20 protein-coding genes are annotated in these 15,920 nt (G+C 66.3%); 7 read left to right on the top strand and 13 right to left on the bottom strand.

Annotated elements, in window-relative coordinates; all coding sequences use genetic code 11:
• Position 1: 1 nt before the first annotated feature.
• From VML93_RS30675 to VML93_RS30685, 3 genes are all read right to left on the bottom strand, one after another.
• Positions 2-634, bottom strand: coding sequence for a hypothetical protein (locus tag VML93_RS30675; protein WP_325616353.1), 633 nt, complete (start codon positions 632-634; stop codon positions 2-4).
• Positions 635-959: 325 nt separating this feature from the next.
• Positions 960-1,412: a hypothetical protein gene (locus VML93_RS30680; RefSeq protein ID WP_325616355.1), complete on the bottom strand. Its 453-nt coding sequence runs from the start codon at positions 1,410-1,412 to the stop codon at positions 960-962.
• 16 nt (positions 1,413-1,428) lie between these two features.
• On the bottom strand, positions 1,429-1,995 hold the full coding sequence (locus VML93_RS30685; protein ID WP_325616357.1) for a helix-turn-helix domain-containing protein: 567 nt from the start codon (positions 1,993-1,995) through the stop codon (positions 1,429-1,431).
• A 71-nt stretch (positions 1,996-2,066) separates the two neighbouring features.
• On the opposite strand from VML93_RS30685, the gene VML93_RS30690 reads away from it, so the two are divergent.
• The gene (locus VML93_RS30690) at positions 2,067-2,969 is read left to right on the top strand and encodes a TauD/TfdA family dioxygenase (RefSeq protein WP_325616359.1); all 903 of its coding nucleotides are present in this window, start codon (positions 2,067-2,069) and stop codon (positions 2,967-2,969) included.
• A gap of 57 nt (positions 2,970-3,026) precedes the next feature.
• Here the strand turns inward: VML93_RS30690 and VML93_RS30695 are convergent, their stop codons facing one another.
• Together VML93_RS30695 and VML93_RS30700 are read right to left on the bottom strand one after the other, a co-directional pair.
• Entirely contained in the window at positions 3,027-4,763 is a 1,737-nt protein-coding gene (locus VML93_RS30695) for a GMC family oxidoreductase (RefSeq protein WP_325616361.1), read from the bottom strand.
• A 107-nt stretch (positions 4,764-4,870) separates the two neighbouring features.
• Positions 4,871-5,167, bottom strand: coding sequence for a DUF7373 family lipoprotein (locus VML93_RS30700; RefSeq protein ID WP_325616363.1), 297 nt, complete (start codon positions 5,165-5,167; stop codon positions 4,871-4,873).
• Between VML93_RS30700 and VML93_RS30705 the strand changes: the two genes are divergently transcribed.
• The gene (locus tag VML93_RS30705; protein WP_325616365.1) at positions 5,162-5,620 is read left to right on the top strand and encodes a hypothetical protein; all 459 of its coding nucleotides are present in this window, start codon (positions 5,162-5,164) and stop codon (positions 5,618-5,620) included. The two genes, VML93_RS30700 and VML93_RS30705, sit on opposite strands and share 6 nt — an antisense overlap.
• A 21-nt stretch (positions 5,621-5,641) precedes the next feature.
• Here VML93_RS30705 and VML93_RS30710 read toward each other — a convergent pair whose 3' ends face one another.
• The gene (locus VML93_RS30710) at positions 5,642-6,769 is read right to left on the bottom strand and encodes a GuaB3 family IMP dehydrogenase-related protein (RefSeq protein WP_325616367.1); all 1,128 of its coding nucleotides are present in this window, start codon (positions 6,767-6,769) and stop codon (positions 5,642-5,644) included.
• Positions 6,770-6,785: 16 nt separating this feature from the next.
• On the bottom strand, positions 6,786-8,387 hold the full coding sequence (gene guaB, locus VML93_RS30715) for an IMP dehydrogenase (RefSeq protein WP_325616387.1): 1,602 nt from the start codon (positions 8,385-8,387) through the stop codon (positions 6,786-6,788).
• Positions 8,388-8,554: 167 nt separating this feature from the next.
• On the opposite strand from guaB, the gene VML93_RS30720 reads away from it, so the two are divergent.
• Positions 8,555-8,965, top strand: coding sequence for a DUF5319 domain-containing protein (locus tag VML93_RS30720; protein ID WP_325616369.1), 411 nt, complete (start codon positions 8,555-8,557; stop codon positions 8,963-8,965).
• A gap of 61 nt (positions 8,966-9,026) precedes the next feature.
• On the opposite strand, the gene VML93_RS30725 is transcribed toward VML93_RS30720, so the two are convergent.
• The 3 genes from VML93_RS30725 to VML93_RS30735 all read right to left on the bottom strand — a co-directional run bounded on the left by VML93_RS30725 (position 9,027) and on the right by VML93_RS30735 (position 11,307).
• Positions 9,027-9,827, bottom strand: a complete 801-nt coding sequence (locus VML93_RS30725; protein ID WP_414686494.1) for an anti-sigma-D factor RsdA — start codon at positions 9,825-9,827, stop codon at positions 9,027-9,029.
• Entirely contained in the window at positions 9,820-10,395 is a 576-nt protein-coding gene (gene sigD / locus VML93_RS30730; RefSeq protein ID WP_325616389.1) for an ECF RNA polymerase sigma factor SigD, read from the bottom strand. The genes VML93_RS30725 and sigD overlap by 8 nt, the downstream gene beginning before the upstream one ends.
• Positions 10,396-10,476: 81 nt before the next feature.
• A complete protein-coding gene (locus VML93_RS30735; RefSeq protein WP_325616371.1) occupies positions 10,477-11,307 on the bottom strand; it encodes a hypothetical protein in 831 nt (276 codons plus the stop codon).
• A 370-nt stretch (positions 11,308-11,677) separates the two neighbouring features.
• Between VML93_RS30735 and VML93_RS30740 the strand changes: the two genes are divergently transcribed.
• A complete protein-coding gene (locus tag VML93_RS30740; protein WP_325616373.1) occupies positions 11,678-11,974 on the top strand; it encodes a WhiB family transcriptional regulator in 297 nt (98 codons plus the stop codon).
• A 46-nt stretch (positions 11,975-12,020) separates the two neighbouring features.
• Here VML93_RS30740 and VML93_RS30745 read toward each other — a convergent pair whose 3' ends face one another.
• Positions 12,021-12,641, bottom strand: coding sequence for a TetR/AcrR family transcriptional regulator (locus tag VML93_RS30745; protein WP_325616375.1), 621 nt, complete (start codon positions 12,639-12,641; stop codon positions 12,021-12,023).
• An 85-nt stretch (positions 12,642-12,726) separates the two neighbouring features.
• On the opposite strand from VML93_RS30745, the gene VML93_RS30750 reads away from it, so the two are divergent.
• Positions 12,727-13,395 carry a hypothetical protein gene (locus VML93_RS30750; RefSeq protein WP_325616377.1) on the top strand — a complete coding sequence of 223 codons (669 nt, stop codon included), beginning with the start codon at positions 12,727-12,729 and terminating at the stop codon, positions 13,393-13,395.
• A complete protein-coding gene (locus VML93_RS30755; protein ID WP_325616379.1) occupies positions 13,392-14,225 on the top strand; it encodes an SDR family NAD(P)-dependent oxidoreductase in 834 nt (277 codons plus the stop codon). The genes VML93_RS30750 and VML93_RS30755 overlap by 4 nt, the downstream gene beginning before the upstream one ends.
• On the opposite strand, the gene VML93_RS30760 is transcribed toward VML93_RS30755, so the two are convergent.
• Entirely contained in the window at positions 14,222-14,533 is a 312-nt protein-coding gene (locus VML93_RS30760; protein WP_325616381.1) for a hypothetical protein, read from the bottom strand. The genes VML93_RS30755 and VML93_RS30760 overlap by 4 nt on opposite strands.
• 109 nt (positions 14,534-14,642) lie before the next feature.
• Between VML93_RS30760 and VML93_RS30765 the strand changes: the two genes are divergently transcribed.
• Positions 14,643-15,485 carry an LLM class F420-dependent oxidoreductase gene (locus VML93_RS30765; RefSeq protein ID WP_325616383.1) on the top strand — a complete coding sequence of 281 codons (843 nt, stop codon included), beginning with the start codon at positions 14,643-14,645 and terminating at the stop codon, positions 15,483-15,485.
• 85 nt (positions 15,486-15,570) lie between these two features.
• On the opposite strand, the gene VML93_RS30770 is transcribed toward VML93_RS30765, so the two are convergent.
• On the bottom strand, positions 15,571-15,920 hold a 350-nt coding region (locus VML93_RS30770), incomplete at its 5' end, for a hypothetical protein (protein WP_325616385.1).

A 15,920-nucleotide genomic window follows, 5' to 3' on the forward strand; every position in this document is an offset into this window, starting at 1 on the left:
GTCAGGCGGTCACCAGGGCCAGGTTTTGGCTGATGCCCCAGGCCCTTTCGAAGGCGGCGATGGGTAACTGCTCGTCGCGGCCGCTGTCGATGCCGCTGTCGTTGAGGTGCACCACACCTGCTCTAGTGTCGATGCCGGTGACGACCACGAAGTGGTCTCCGCGGGAGCGGTCACCACGCAAGTTCCACAGCGTCGCGCTGTTGACTCCGGCGATCACTTTACGTCCTTGGTCCAGAAACTGCTCCAACCCAGCCGTATTGAATGAGCCGACCATGGTCCGAATGCCGTAGTGCCCCAGCAGAATCGGTATGTCTCGACTATCGGTGCCCGCGGGGGGGTGCCAGATCGGTCCGGGGTGGGCGACGCTCGGCGTGCTTTGGGCTACGCCCTTGATCTCCGGCTCGCTGGGTTCGCGGCCGGATACCTCGCCGACCACATCGGCCACCGCCATCTCCGCGCAATCGTTGCCGTGCTGCCGGCGCCAGAACGGCGCCGCCGCGGCCGGGTTGCCATACATCCTGGGCCCGTTAGCGCCACCGGGGCTGGGAGCGGCGTGGGCCGCCCCGGTGAAGCCGATCACCGATGCGGCGGCCAGACCGCCCAACGCAGCCACGGCACCCTTCGTCCTCAACATGGGTCGTCCTCTTCTCTGGCTGCCGCCGGTGTGCGGCGTGCTGCTCAAGAGGATCTGGGATGGCGCTAACCAGAACTTTGGGAAAATCCTGCGGAATTCTTGCGCCGCAGGTGGCGGATTGGCCGCGGCTGGGTCGAGGCATTCGTCCAGACATAAACCACGCTCACGCATCGCGGCGCGTCGTGTGCGCAGGTTATGCGTCGAGGATCAGCTACGTGTCGAGGCGCCGCATTTCGCGCCCGCGCCGCAGTCTCGCCGCCCGGGCGGCGGCAGGCTCGACGCTGGGGCGGCGCCGGGCCACACGCGTTATTCGGCGCGGGCGCAGTTATGCGGCGCCGTCGCCGATAGCGCGGGTGATGACCTTGGTCCATGGGGTGTTGTCACGAACCGAGAAGCTGACCTCCCCGGACTCCAACTCGATGACCAAGTGCTTCTTTTTTCGGATCTCGATGGACGTGCCGCCGCGGTAGACCCTCGATTCGCTGATCCCTGTGATCTCGGACAGCGGTATTTCGATCGTCTTGCCGGTGACCGTGGTGAAGACCAGTCGCCGTGTGGTCAATGCGATCTGGCCAAAGTTGTTCCAGAATGGGTAGCCCGGTGCGGTCGCGCCAATATATTGGCCATTCTCCGGTGGTCGAAGGACGGTGTCAGACTCGATTTCAGCAGCCAGTCGGGCACCAATGGTGCCGATTCTGTGCCAGATCCAGATCAACAACGTCACCTGCAGTACGGCCAATCCCGCGATGAGCAGCACTGCGATTGCGGCTCCAGACACAACGGACTCCTTCGGGTTAGTGCGGCTCGACGATGCGGGCCAGCTCGGCGAGGACGGCTTGCCGCAATTCGTCGTCGGTCAGCTCGTCGAGACCGGTCGCCGAGCGCAGGATCGGCGCGAACAACCGCCAACCGAATTGCAGCGCAAGGGCATTGGCGACGGCAAGCCGCGCACTGGTCTCGTCGTCGTAGAGCGGCCGCACCCGCTCGAGCAAGTCCGCGACGTTGGGGAACCGCTTCTGCAGCTGGCCCGCCGGATAACCGTCCAGCACGGTCCTGGCCATCACCCGCATCTGGCGGTCCAGAGCCCGCTCGACGACGTCGGCGGGCGCCCCGGAGCGCAGCAGATCGGTCAGGTTGGCCCCCAGGTGATCGAGCACCGCGCCGACCAACTGTTCCTTGGTGCCGAAGTGGCGAAACACCAAGCCGTGGTTGACGTTCGACTGGGCGGCGATGTCGCGGATCGACGTCGCGGCCGGACCCCGCTCGGCGAACAGGTCGGTGGCAGCTTCCAGGACCGCCGCGGCCACCTCGTCCCGCCCGGTGGGCGTCTTCCGGTTGCCTGTTGCAGATCTTGTAGTCATGTGACTACACTAGCCGATGTAGTCAACTGACTACACCTATACTTCAGTGTTTGAGGGCAAGGACCACTGCAATGACAGACCAGATCACCGTCACCAAGCTCGGCAGCCGCATCGGCGCCCGAGTCGACGGAGTGCGCCTCAGCGGCCACCTCGACCCCGCCACGGTCGAAGAGATCCATCAAGCTTTGCTGGACCACAAGGTGATATTCTTCCGCGACCAGCACCACCTCGACGACCTTCGGCAGCTGGGCTTCGCCGCGCTGCTCGGCACGCCCATCGGCCACCCGGCCGCGGCGATGCTGGCCGCCAAGAACGGGCCGATCATCACGCCGATCAACTCCGAATTCGGCAAGGCCAATCGCTGGCACACCGACGTCACGTTCGCCGCGAACTACCCGGCCGCCTCGATCCTGCGCGCGGTCACCCTGCCCAGCTACGGCGGCTCGACGCTGTGGGCCAATACCGCGGCGGCCTACGACGACCTGCCCGATCCGCTCAAGTGCCTCGTCGAGAACCTCTGGGCGCTGCACACCAACCGCTACGACTACGTGACCACCGAGGCGGCCCTGTCGATGACCGACTCCCAGCGGGCATTCCGGCAGGCCTTCGAGAAGGCGGACTTCCGGACCGAGCACCCCGTGGTGCGAGTGCACCCCGAAACGGGTGAACGCACGCTGCTGGCAGGCGATTTCGTGCGCAGCTTCGTGGGCTTGGACAGCTACGAGTCAACCGTGCTGCTGGATTTGCTGCAACGGCGAATCACGGTGCCGGAGAACACCATCCGGTGGAACTGGGAGCAGGGCGACGTGGCCATGTGGGACAACCGGGCAACGCAACACCGGGCGATCGACGACTACGACGACCAGCACCGGCTCATGCACCGGGTCACCCTGATGGGCGATATGCCGGTCAACGTGCACGGAGCACCCAGCCGGGTGATCAGCGGCGCACCGCTCGAGGTGATCGCAAGCTGAAACTCACGATCGGATCGTGACGACCCGCAGCGCCCGGCTACGCCGCGCTCGCGATCGTCACCCGGCGTTGATGACGGGGTCGATAGGCAGCCACCGCAGCGCGCCGGGCGCAGCCGAGGGCACCACCGGATGCTCGGGCGCGATCGGATCCAGCCTGCGGTAGGTATCACCCTGCAGCGGCCGCTGGTCGTTCTCGCCTTTGTTCGGCCACAACGAGGCAGCGCGCTCGGCCTGTGCGGCGATAGACAACGAGGGGTTAACGCCGAGATTGGCCGAGATCGCTGCGCCGTCCACGACGTACATCGTCGGATAGCCGTAGACCCGGTGGTAGGGATCGATGACTCCGTGCTCGGGGCTGTCTCCGATCACCGCGCCACCGAGGAAGTGAGCGGTCAACGGGATGTTGAACAGCTCACCCCAGGTGCCGCCGGCCACCCCATCGATCTTGGCGGCGATACGCCGAGTGACCTCGTTGCCCACCGGGATCCAGCTCGGGTTCGGCTCGCCGTGGCCCTGCTTGCTGGAGTACCAGCGGATGCCCAGCTTGCCGCGCTTGGTGAACGTGGTGATCGAGTTGTCCAGGTGCTGCATCACCAGCGCGATCACCGTGCGCTCACTCCACTGCCGGGGATTGAGCATGCGCCACATCAGACGCGGATTCTCGCCGGCCTGGTTCAGCAGTTGCCGCCACCGCGGCACGTCTGTGCCCTTGGGACCGGAGCCGTCGGTCATCAATGTCTGCAGCAGGCCCATCGCGTTGGAACCCTTGCCGTAACGGACCGGCTCGACGTGGGTGTCCGACGACGGGTGAATCGACGACGTGATCGCCACGCCGTGGGTCAGGTCCAGACCCGGGTTCACGTCCAGCGTCGCGGCGCCCACGATCGACTCGGAGTTGGTCCGGGTCAACACGCCCAGCCGCTCCGAAAGACGCGGTAGCCGGCCCTTGTCCCGCATCCGGAACAGCAGGTGCTGGGTGCCCCAGGTGCCGGCAGCCAGAATCAGGTGCGTCGCGGTGAAGGTCCGCTTGTCCCGGCGTAGCCAGCTGCCCGTGCGCACGGTACGGACCTCCCACAGCCCGTCGGCGCGTTGCTCGAACCCCTTCACCGTCGTCATCGGAATCACGTGCGCGCCTGCTGATTCCGCGAGACCCAGGTAGTTCTTCACCAGAGTGTTCTTGGCGCCGAAGCGACACCCGGTCATGCAGCAGCCGCATTCCATGCAGCCCGTGCGTTCCGGCCCCGCGCCGCCGAAATAGGGATCGGGCACGGTCACGCCGGGTGCCATCGTGCCGTCCGGGCCGAAGAACACTCCGACCGGGGTCGGCACGAACGTGTCGCCGCATCCCATCTCATCGGCGACCTCTTTGACGATGCGATCCGCGTCGGTGAACGTCGGGTTGTAGACGACGCCGAGCATCCGCTGCGCCTGGTCGTAGTGCGACTCGAGTTCGCTGCGCCAGTCGGTGATGTGCGACCACTGCTGATCGGCGAAGAACGGCTCCGGCGGTACATACAACGTGTTGGCGTAGTTCAGCGAGCCGCCGCCCACTCCGGCACCGGCCAGGATCATGACGTTTTTCAGCGGGTGGATGCGCTGGATGCCGTAACAGCCCAGCCTCGGCGCCCACAGGAACTTGCGCAGATCCCACGACGTCTTGGCGAATTCCTCGTCGGAGAACCGGCGGCCGGCCTCCAACACACCGACCCGATAGCCCTTTTCGGTGAGCCGCAGCGCGCTCACGCTGCCCCCGAAACCCGAACCGATGATGAGGACGTCGTAATCCGGCTTCATCGGCCCAGCCTACGGCGAGCAGACGCAGAATCGCACGGATTGGGCCGCAGGAGTGCGATTCTGCGACTGCTCGCGCCGATCAGCATTTGGGCAATCGCTGGGCCGGCTTACGCGCTGTTGACGAGGATTGCGTACTGGGCGGCGGCACGCTGGCGTACGTCCTTTTCTTCGCTGCTCCACACGTGCCCGACATACCGCCCGAATGACACGAGGCACTGGTAACGATAATTCGCATCCGAGGCCCAGATCGCCGGCTTTTGTTCAAAGCACCGGGCGTCCGGGAGTCCGTCGGGCGCAGCAAGGTCGTGGTCGATGAGCAGACGCAAAAGCACCTGAACCGTCGGCGTAGCGTGCTTTTGCGTCTGCTCGACCCGGATATTGACCGCGGGAGGTTTGCCGTGCACGGCGCCGGAAGTGTCGTCGGATTTGTCGTCCTACTTGTCCTGGGTATCGGTGCGATACAGGCCGCCATCTGGGCGCCGATCATCATCCGATTCCGACGCAGGTCCCGCGCGGCTCAGCAGCGACTGAGTTCGGAATTGGCGGCCGAGAGCGTGATACGCCCGCCGGAGAAAGCCAGCTACGAAGGTGCGACGGCACCCAACTTTCCACGCGTCGCAAACAGCGGGGTGATCGCGCTCAGCAAACGCCGCCTGGTCTTTATCACCGTCACCGGCAAGGTGATAGAAATCCCGGTCAGCGAGATCAGGGGCGTGCACGACGCGAAGGTCTTCAAGCGTGCCGTTCGTGGCGGCAAGACGCACTTGGTCATCGAGGTTCCGGCCGGGGAGGTGGGCTTCTATGTCTCAGACAACGCCGCGTGGCGGCATGCGATCAAAAGCGTTTGCGCGCAGTAGAACCCGGCCGAGCAGCTCGCGCTAGCAGCCGACGGTCAGGCCGACCTTCTGGAACTCCTTGAGGTCGCAGTAACCGGCCTTGGCCATCGCGCGGCGCAGACCACCGACCAGATTCAGGGTGCCGAACGGATCGTCGGACGGCCCGCTCAGCACCTGCTCGAGCGGCGGCCGCTCCCCGACGGCGATCTGCAGCAACGCCCCGCGCGGCAACGACGGGTGCGCCGCGGCGACCGGCCAGAACCAGCCCTGGCCCAGCGCCTCGGCGGATTCGGCCAGCGGCGTCCCCAGCATCACCGAGTCGGCCCCGCAGGCGATGGCCTTGGCCAGCTCGCCGGAGTTGTGGATGTCGCCGTCGGCCAGCACGTGCACGTAGCGCCCACCGGTCTCGTCGAGGTATTCGCGCCGCGCGGCGGCGGCGTCGGCGATCGCGGTGGCCATCGGCACGCTGATGCCCAGCACCTCGTCGGTGGTGGTCACTCCTCGGGTGGAGCCGTAGCCGACGATCACGCCGGCGGCGCCGGTGCGCATCAGATGCAGTGCGGTGCGGTGGTCCTGCACACCGCCGGCGACCACCGGGACGTCGAGCTCGGCGATAAACGTCTTGAGGTTGAGCGGCTCGCCATCGCTGGCCACCCGCTCGGCGGACACGATCGTGCCCTGGATGATCAGCAGGTCGATACCCGCCGCGAGCAGCACCGGCGTCAGCGCCTGGGCGTTCTGCGGGCTGACCCGCACGGCCGTGGTCACGCCGGCCTCGCGGATGCGGGCCACCGCGGCGCCCAACAGGTCCGGGTTCAGCGGGGCGGCGTGCAACTCCTGCAGCAGCCGGATCGCCGCCGACGGCTCGGGTTCCTTTTCGGCGGCCTCGACCAACTGGGTGATCTTGGCTTCGACGTCGGCGTGCCGGCCGATCAGGCCCTCGCCGTTGAGCACGCCCAGCCCGCCGAGGCGGCCGAGCTCGATCGCGAACTCCGGCGACACCAACGCGTCGGTCGGGTGCGCCAGGACGGGAATCTCGAAGCGGTAGGCGTCCAGTTGCCAGGCCGTCGACACGTCCTTCGACGAACGGGTGCGTCGTGACGGGACGATGTTGATCTCGCTCAGTTCATACGTGCGACGGGCGACGCGGCCCATGCCGATCTCGACCATAGGATGCCAGCGCCTTTTATCGCACGTAGTAGTTGGGTGCTTCGACCGTCATCGCGACGTCGTGTGGATGGCTCTCTTTGAGGCCCGCCGAGGTGATCCGGACGAACTGCGCCTGCTGCAGCACCTCGATGGTGGGTGACCCGGTGTAACCCATCGCAGCGCGCAAGCCGCCGGTCAACTGGTGGATCACCGAGGACAGCGGGCCGCGGAACGGCACCCGGCCCTCGATCCCCTCGGGCACCAGCTTGTCTTCGGAGAGCGCGTCGTCGGCGAAGTAGCGGTCTTTCGAGTACGACTTGCCCCCGCCGCGGCCCTGCATGGCGCCCAGCGACCCCATCCCGCGGTAGCTCTTGAACTGCTTGCCGTTGATGAAGATCAGCTCGCCGGGCGCCTCGGCGGTGCCGGCCAGCAGCGAACCGAGCATGGCCGTGGACGCACCGGCGGCCAGCGCCTTGGCGATGTCACCGGAGTACTGCAGCCCGCCGTCGGCGATCACCGGCACGCCCGCGGGTCCGCACGCCGCGACCGCTTCCAGAATCGCCGTGATTTGTGGAGCGCCGACGCCGGCGACGACGCGAGTCGTGCAGATCGATCCGGGCCCCACGCCGACCTTCACCGCGTCGGCGCCGGCCTCGACCAGGGCCGCGGCCGCCGACCTGGTGGCGACGTTGCCGCCGATGACCTCGACGCGCTCGCCGACTTCGGCCTTGAGTTGCGCGACCATGTCGAGCACCAGCCGGTTGTGGGCATGTGCGGTGTCTACGATCAGCACGTCAACCCCGGCGTCGACCAGCATCATCGCGCGAACCCAGGCGTCGCCACCCACGCCGACGGCCGCGCCCACCAGCAGCCGGCCGTCACAGTCTTTGGTGGCCAGCGGATGTTGCTCGGTCTTGACGAAGTCTTTGACCGTGATCAAGCCGGTCAGCCTGCCGTGCCCGTCGACGACGGGCAGCTTCTCGATCTTGTTTCGCCGCAGCAGGCCCAGTGCCGCGTCGGCGCTGACACCCTCCTGGGCGGTGATCAGCGGCGCCTTGGTCATCACCTCGGCGACCTGCCTGGACTGGTCGACCTCGAACCGCATGTCGCGGTTGGTGATGATGCCGACCAATGCGCCGGAGTCGTCGACCACGGGCAGCCCGGAGATCCGGAACCGCGCGCACAGCGCGTCGACCTGGGCCAGCGTGTTGTCCGGACGGCAGGTGACCGGATCGGTGACCATGCCGGCCTCGGAGCGCTTCACCATCTCCACCTGGCCGGCCTGCTCGGCAACGGGCAGATTCCGGTGCAGCACGCCCATGCCGCCCGCCCGGGCCATCGCGATGGCCATTCGCGCCTCGGTGACGGTGTCCATCGCCGAGCTGACCAACGGCACCTTGAGCCTGATCCGCTTGGTGAGCTGGCTGGAGGTGTCAGCGGTGGCCGGCACCACATCGGAAGCCGCGGGCAGCAGCAAGACGTCGTCGAACGTCAGCCCGAGCATCGCGATCTTGTTGGGGTTGTCGCCCCCGGTCGGCACCTGCTGGCCGACCGTCAGGCCCCCCAGCGGAGCGTCCCGCACGTAGGGACTGGCGACCAGGTCAGAGCTGTCTTCGAGGCCGGACATGCCACGGGACATCGGCGGGCCCTCCCATACGCATGTTTGGAGTGAGAGAACCATCTTATCGGCTCATCGATCGCCCGACGCGCAGCTCTTGGGCGTGCCGAAGGATAGGCAACGGCCTGGACTGACACTGCGCCGCAACAGCTAGCGCTATAGTGGCCCCCCTGCGTAGGCTAGGGGGCGTGCGCGACCACCTCCCACCGGGTTTGCCGCCCGACCCTTTTGCCGACGACCCTTATGACCCGTCGGCAGCGCTGGATGCAGTAGAGCCGGGCCAGCCCCTGGATCAGCAGGAGCGAATGGCGGTCGAGGCAGATTTGGCCGATCTGGCCGTTTACGAAGCTCTTTTGGCGCACAAGGGGATTCGCGGGCTGGTGGTCTGCTGCGACGAGTGTCAGCAGGACCACTATCACGACTGGGACATGTTGCGCGCCAACCTGCTGCAGCTGCTGATCGACGGCACCGTTCGCCCGCACGAGCCGGCCTACGACCCCGAACCGGACTCCTACGTCACGTGGGACTACTGCCGGGGATACGCAGACGCCTCGCTCAACGAAGCCACATCAGACGCCGACGGATTCCGTCGGCACTAGCCGCCCGACCCGCTACGTTCGGCGGACAGCGCGAAGCCTTTCGCGCGATCGCCACAAACCCCTAGGGACCTTGGGCCGGTTCCACCGCCGGATTCGATGTCGCGCCGTGATGCTTGTGCTTTGGAGACGGGCTCGGAGCTTCGCCCGGTATGGCACGCGCCGACGGACTTGGCGCCAGCGGCGGTGTGCCGGCCACCGACTGGGGAGCCCGGCCGGTTGCTGCGGTAGGCGGCGCGGCCGGCGGCAGTGTCGCCTTCGGGTTGCGGTTCTCCACCTGGGTGTTCAGCAGATTCAGCTGGTTGATCAGGTCCTGCCGGCGACCGTCGTCGTTCATGGACTGCACGGTGCTGCTGACCTCGGCCAGCTGATTCTGGGCCTGAGCCCATTGGCCCTGGGCGATCATTTGCTGAGCCTTCGCCAGATCGGCCTTGGCGGACAACACGATCTGATCGTCGTGGACACGTCGTTGGTCGAAGAACATCGCGTGCAGGCCGTACAGCCCGTCGCCGGGGCGGGCTTCGGCAACCACCGCGCCGAAGCCGCTCAGGACCAGCAGCGACGCGGCCACCGACCCGATCGCCGCCAGGCCGTGACGTGCACGCCGACGCTCCTCTATCCCGGTGCGCAGCGCCTCGACGGCCTCCTCCGGCGCGACCAGTGCACTGGCCGGCGGCCACCGCAGGTCGTCGCGCCACTGCCCGAGCAGGGCGGCCAGCGCCTCGTCCATCGCGTCGTCGGGAGCGTCGAAATCGATGTCCGCGCGTTCGGCCAGCGCGTCGAGCATCAGGTCGGTGCGGGCCAGCTCGTCCAAAGCCGGCTGATCGTCACCGGAAAAACTCAAATCGGACCCTAGATCACGCATAATCACCTGCCGCGACAATCTCGTCTTTTAACCGTTGAAGCGCGCGATGCTGGGCCACCCGGACCGCCCCCGTGGTGCTGCCGACGGCGGCGGCGGTCTCCTCGGCGGACAGGCCGACGACGACCCGCAGAATCAGGATCTCGCGCTGCTTTGCAGGCAAGATCTCGAGCAATTCGTTCATCCGGGTGACCGAATCGGCTTCGATGGCCAGCTGCTCCGGGCCTGCGTCGGCGGACCGGCATTCGGGAACCGATTCAGCCGGATAGGCGCGATCTCGCCCGGCGGCCCGATGCGCGTCGGCCACCTTATGGGCCGCGATGCCGTACAGGAAGGCCAGGAATGGCCGTCCCCGATCCCGATATCGCGGCAGCGCCGTTATGGTGGCCAAGCAAACCTCCTGAGCCACATCATCTGCCGATAGACCTCCCCGCTCGACCGTGCCGACTCGCGCGCGGCAATATCGGATGACGATCGGTCGGATAGTCTCCAGCACCTCCCGAAGCGCGTTCCGGTCTCCTGCCACGGCCTCCGCAACCACAGCGTCGAGACGTTCCCCTTGAATTGTCATCGACGGCGGTATCTCCAACGTTACGAACTGGACACATCCCGGGGCTAACTCACAGAGTGACAATAACGGCCGAAAGCCATTTCAAGCAGAATGCCAGGTTCCACCGGCGCGTCGCACCTGACCTGCACAGATATCGCGAAATTGGTGCAACTCTTGTGCCGTAAATGTGACGCTTCCGATATCGCCCAGCAAGCACGCCAATGCCCAGCGCAGTGGTATAAGCCCAAATTGCCCGGTGGCGTCCAGCGCGGCCTCGGCGACGGCGCGGGCGCGCTCGATGACACCGGCGCTGCACAGCGCGGCGGCCAACACCACCTCGCTTTTGACCCGGTGTCGCGCCGACGGGACGACCATGGCCTGGGCCAGCTCGACACCTTTCTCGGCATGGCGCACCGCCGTCGGCCCGTCACCGCAGGCCATCGCCAACTCGGCGGCCACCCATTGCCTGCGCACCGCCAGCCGGGCGGTGACGGCAGCGGGCAGCTCGGCCGTGTCCGGTGCGGCGTCCGCGCGAGTCAACAACGTTGCCGCAGCGGCGAAGCGGCCGACGCCGAGCGCGTCGGCCGCCAGCCCGACCAGTGCGTCGGCACGCGCCTCTGGATCGCTGCCGGCCAGCGCCAGGGCACGGCCGTCCCAGCCCCGCGCCTGCGTGTGCCAGCCGAGCTGGCGCAGAAACGATCCCTGTGTGCTGTGCGCCAGCGACACCAACGGACCGGCCGGAATGCTGCGTCGCAGCACCGCCAGATCGCGGTAGGCGCTGCCGTACCGGCCCTGCCCGCCGGATGCGACGGCCCGCAGCCACAATTGGTATGGCGTGGTCGCCGTCGGCAACGGCCAGGTTTTCGGCCGGTCTCCAAAGGCGGCAGCGGCCAGCGTTCGTTCGACCGTCGAAGTGCGATTGGTTTTGCTCACGGTGCGGCGGAGCCTCGGTTAGTAAACAGTTTGTGCTTTCTTTGTTACCGAAACATTACCCAGCGGGAGCCCCGCGCCATTTGCGGTCCCCTGCCCGTAGGACGGTGAGCTGGGGAATCTCGATGCGCTCGGCATCCTGTTAGCAGATCTAGGGTTCGATAACTGCCTGGAAGATGAACGCAGCGTTAATTCTCCTGCCAGGCATAGGAATTTGACCACAGTGGGCGCCTATTGACGGAAATTTGATGGCGCGCTTAACGTCTAGTCTAAGCGGCAGGTAGTCATCGGCGACGCCACTCCAATCAGTCGCACAACTCAGCTTCACAACCCTGACTTCACTTGGGCGTGCCGTGTAGAGAGGGAGCAAGCAATGCCACAACCGGAGCAGCTACCTGGACCAAATGCCGATATCTGGAACTGGCAACTCCAAGGTCTGTGCCGCGGCATGGACTCATCGATGTTCTTCCACCCGGACGGCGAGCGCGGCCGGGCCCGCATGCAACGGGAACAGCGCGCCAAGGAGATGTGCCGCCGTTGCCCGGTGATCGAGCAGTGCCGTTCCCATGCCCTCGAGGTGGGCGAGCCCTACGGCGTTTGGGGCGGCCTGTCCGAAGCCGAGCGCGACCTTCTCCTCAAGGGTTCCCTCAGCCGCCGGCGCACGGCCTAGTCAGCACGCGAAAGCCCCCGCACGTGTCGGGGGCTTTCGCGTCTCCTCAGCGATTGGCGATGCCGTCGAACATCAACCGGACGGCGGCTTGGACGATGTTTGCGCGTTCGTCCTCGCCGAAGGCGGGGTTGAGGCTCATCATCGCCAGTCCGAAGATCATGCCGATGACGGCGCGGGAGGTGGCGGTGGTGTCCAGGTCAGGGCGTAGATAGCCCTGCTCACGACCATGTTCGTAGAAGCCGGCGTTCAGCTGGACGGCCAGATCGAACAGGTCGTCGATGCGTTGCCGCAGTTCGGCGTCGACGCTGGCGGCCTCGATGAGCAGCAACCGCACCACTCGGATGTCGCTGCTGATGTCCGCCAGGGCCGCGCCGATTCGGGCTGATTGAGCACGGTATTCGTCCAGCGAGCTGGCGGCTTCCGGCGCGTTCTCGGCGGCGATCGCGGCCATCGAGCGCTCGATGACGGTGTTGACGACCTCGTCGAGGATGGCGCGCTTGTTCTCGAAGTGCCGGTAGAAGGTGGAATGCCCGATGCCGACCCGCTTGGCGATATCGGCCACACCGGCGTCGTGATAACCCGATTCGGCGAATACGTCGATCGCCGCGTCGATGATCTCCTCACGCAGCTGCAGCTTGCGGCGTTCGGCATACGAGGGTCGAGGCACCTGAACAGGATATTTGATTCCTGGTGGGAATCATGATTCCGTTATGGGTGTACAAATCCCATTCAATACCCGAGGAGCACGGCGCATGACGGTATCTTCGAGGACGAATTCCCTGGTCGACGACCGAATCTCCCGATTGCAGGCAATCGCCGGCATCGACCCGCAGGCTGCCCAAGATGCGGCCTGGGCGTGGATCGAACGCCTGGGCGCGGGGCTCCCCGGCGACGCCGCCGAGATCGAGTTGGCGCAGCTGTTCGCCGCAGGCACACCCGCGGAGGTGGACGGGCAGACCGACGGGATGCTGGTCGGCTGGACGACGCCCGATGCCGACCTTGACCCAACCGGGCGAGTGCTCCACGCGACGGCAAAGGCCGTCACCAATCGGCTCGGACTGATGCCGTGGCTGGGCAAGAAATTCGACCGCTCGGCACAGCGCGGCACCAACTCGGTGACCACCACGGCCTTGGTGTTGATCGGGCTGCTGGCCCCCGGCTATCGGTTGCGTCGCGTCGGTGACCATTGGGAGGGCTTCGACATGCTCAACCGGGTCGAGGCCAGCGTGGTCTTACCAAAGACCCGCGTGCTGGTACTCGACTACGAGACCATCGGCACCAATCCGTGGCCGATCAACCGCATCCGGGACGAGGCCGTGCAGATCGTGCCCGGCGTCTACCTGGGCGCCAAGCTGTGGCACCAGGGCAGCGGATATCGCCAGTTGGCCTACTGGGCCGCCAGATCGCCGTTTGCAGCGTGACCGGGACGCCGATCCAGCTCGACGGCGCCGCGGTGGCAATCACCGGCGCCGCCCGCGGCATCGGCCTGGTGACGGCGAAAGCCTTCGCCGCCAAGGGTTCGCATGTATTCCTCGGCGATCTCGATGCCGAGCTGGCGGCCGCGGAAGCCGCCAGCATCGGCGGCCGCGGGTTCGGCTTGGACGTGCGTTCACGGGCATCGTTCGCCGAATTTCTCGACGCGGTCGACGGCCCGTTGACGGTGTTGGTCAACAACGCCGGCATCATGCCGGCGGGCGAGTTCGCAACCGAGGACGACGCGATCACCGAGGCGATCGTCGACATCAATCTCAACGGCGTGCTGATCGGGACGAAGCTGGCACTTGGCGGCATGCTTGACCGCGGCGCCGGTCACATCGTGAACGTCGGTTCGTATCTGGGGAAACGGCCCGCCGCAGGCCTGGCGACCTACTGCGCCAGTAAGCACGCCGTCGTCGGGTTCACCGAAGCCCTGCGCGACGAACTGGCCGGCACCGGCTTCACACTCAGCGCGGTGTTGCCGTCGGCGGTGCGGACCGAACTCACTGCGGGGGTCCGACTCGGTGGTCTGCTACCGACCGTTGATCCCGAGCTGATCGCCGACGAAGTCGTCGCCTCGTGCCGCCACCGGGGCGCGATTGTCGCGGTACCGCGATGGATGCGCAGCTACGAGACCGCCGCCGCCGTCCTCCCGGACCGGCTACTCGGCGCTGTCCGCGGTCCGATCACCCGCGAGCGGGTGCTGCGCACCCTCGACACCGACGCGCGGTCGGGCTACGACCAGCGGGTGCGGACCAACATCGCTACCCGCTAACCGGCGCACTGGGGCAGCAAACCGGGCCCGTAACCGCACATCAGAGGTCCTTGCACCACCTGGCCCTGTGGCGCATGGCGGTCGTCGTGCCAGGAGTAGTGCCAGTCGTGGCAGGAGTTCATGTCCCAAGCCCCGGCAACATGCCCCGGGAGGGGCTGCCCCGGACACCAGCAGCTGTACTGCGTGCAGCCTTGTGGCGCAACGGGGTTGGCCTCAGCGGTACCCGCGGTCATACCCAGGCTGGCCACCGCGACGCCGCCCGACAGCAGCGTCCCGGCAATGATCCGCTTCATGCGAGGTGCGTTCACGGTAGGTTCCTTTCGGTTCTCCCATTGAGGAGCGTGCCGTTAGTCTGCGCCCGACCACTTGCGAGATTCTTGCGGAATAGCTGCGCCCGACGCGAAGGTTGCAGTGGCAATGACTACATCAGACAGCGCCACCCCCGACCTCGGCCGTTTCGGTTTTTTCGGAATGGGCGCCACCCCCGAGCAGGCTCAGGAAATTGAACGGCTGGGCTACGGCACGATTTGGGTCGCCGGTTCCCCGCCAGCCGAATTGTCCTTCGTGGAAACACTTTTGGAGTCGACCACCACGCTGAAAGTCGCCACCGGCATCGTCAACGTCTGGACGGCGGCCGCCAAGCCCGTCGCCGACTCGTTCCACCGCATCAACGCCGCCTACCCGGGCCGCTTCGTACTCGGCGTCGGGGTCGGCCATCCCGAAGCCCAGGCGCAATACCGCAATCCGTACCAGGCACTGGTGTCGTACCTTGACGAGCTCGACGAATACGGCGTACCGGCGAATCAACGTGTGCTCGCCGCCCTCGGGCCCCGGGTGTTGAAGTTGTCGGCCGAGCGCACCGCCGGAGCGCACCCGGCCAACGCCACGCCCGAGCACGCCGCGCAGGCCCGCGCGATCATCGGGCCCAATAAGCTGCTGGCGCCGGTGCATAACGTGGTCCTGACCCCCGATGCCGATGAGGCGCGGGCGATCGGGCGCGCGGCGCTGGACTTCTACTTCAACCTGACGAACTACGTAAGCAATTGGAAGCGTTTGGGTTTCACCGATGACGACGTCACTGCGCCCGGCAGCGACAGACTTATCGACGCCGTGGTCGCCCACGGCACGCCTGAAGACGTCGCCAAGCGCCTGGGCGAATATCTCAGCGCCGGCGCCGACCACGTCGCGATCCTGGTGCTCGGGGGACCCGACCAGGTGTTGCCGACATTGTCCAAACTTGCTGGGCCGCTTGGCTTGTGATGTTGACGGCTAATGCCGAAACGCCCGTCACGGTGCCGCGCGCGACGGCACCGTGAGGGCGTTCTTCGGAATGACTCGTGACCCGCTAGATCCTCCGGGCGCGGAAGAACTCCCTGCTAGGCCGTAGCGCGAGCAATATCAGGATCGGCACCAGGAAAGCCAGGTGAGAAAGCGCGTGCACGACGGGGCCGGCGGGTTCCCTACCCCAGGCGAGGTTGGCGACGAGTGCCAGGACGGTGATAACCACCTGGATTATCGAAACAACCATCAGCATTGTCTTGCGGCCTTTCAAAGCCCTGACGCCGCCCCAGATGAATAGCGCACTCTGGGCAGCTACCAGCAGGACGATGACAAAAATCATCACCATCAACGCGGCGATAAGCGGTCCATAGCGGCCGGCGCTGAAGGTACCCATCAATGCGAGTGCCAGCACAC

Origin of the sequence: Mycobacterium sp. (assembly GCF_035499775.1) — a bacterium.
Taxonomy (GTDB): domain Bacteria; phylum Actinomycetota; class Actinomycetes; order Mycobacteriales; family Mycobacteriaceae; genus Mycobacterium.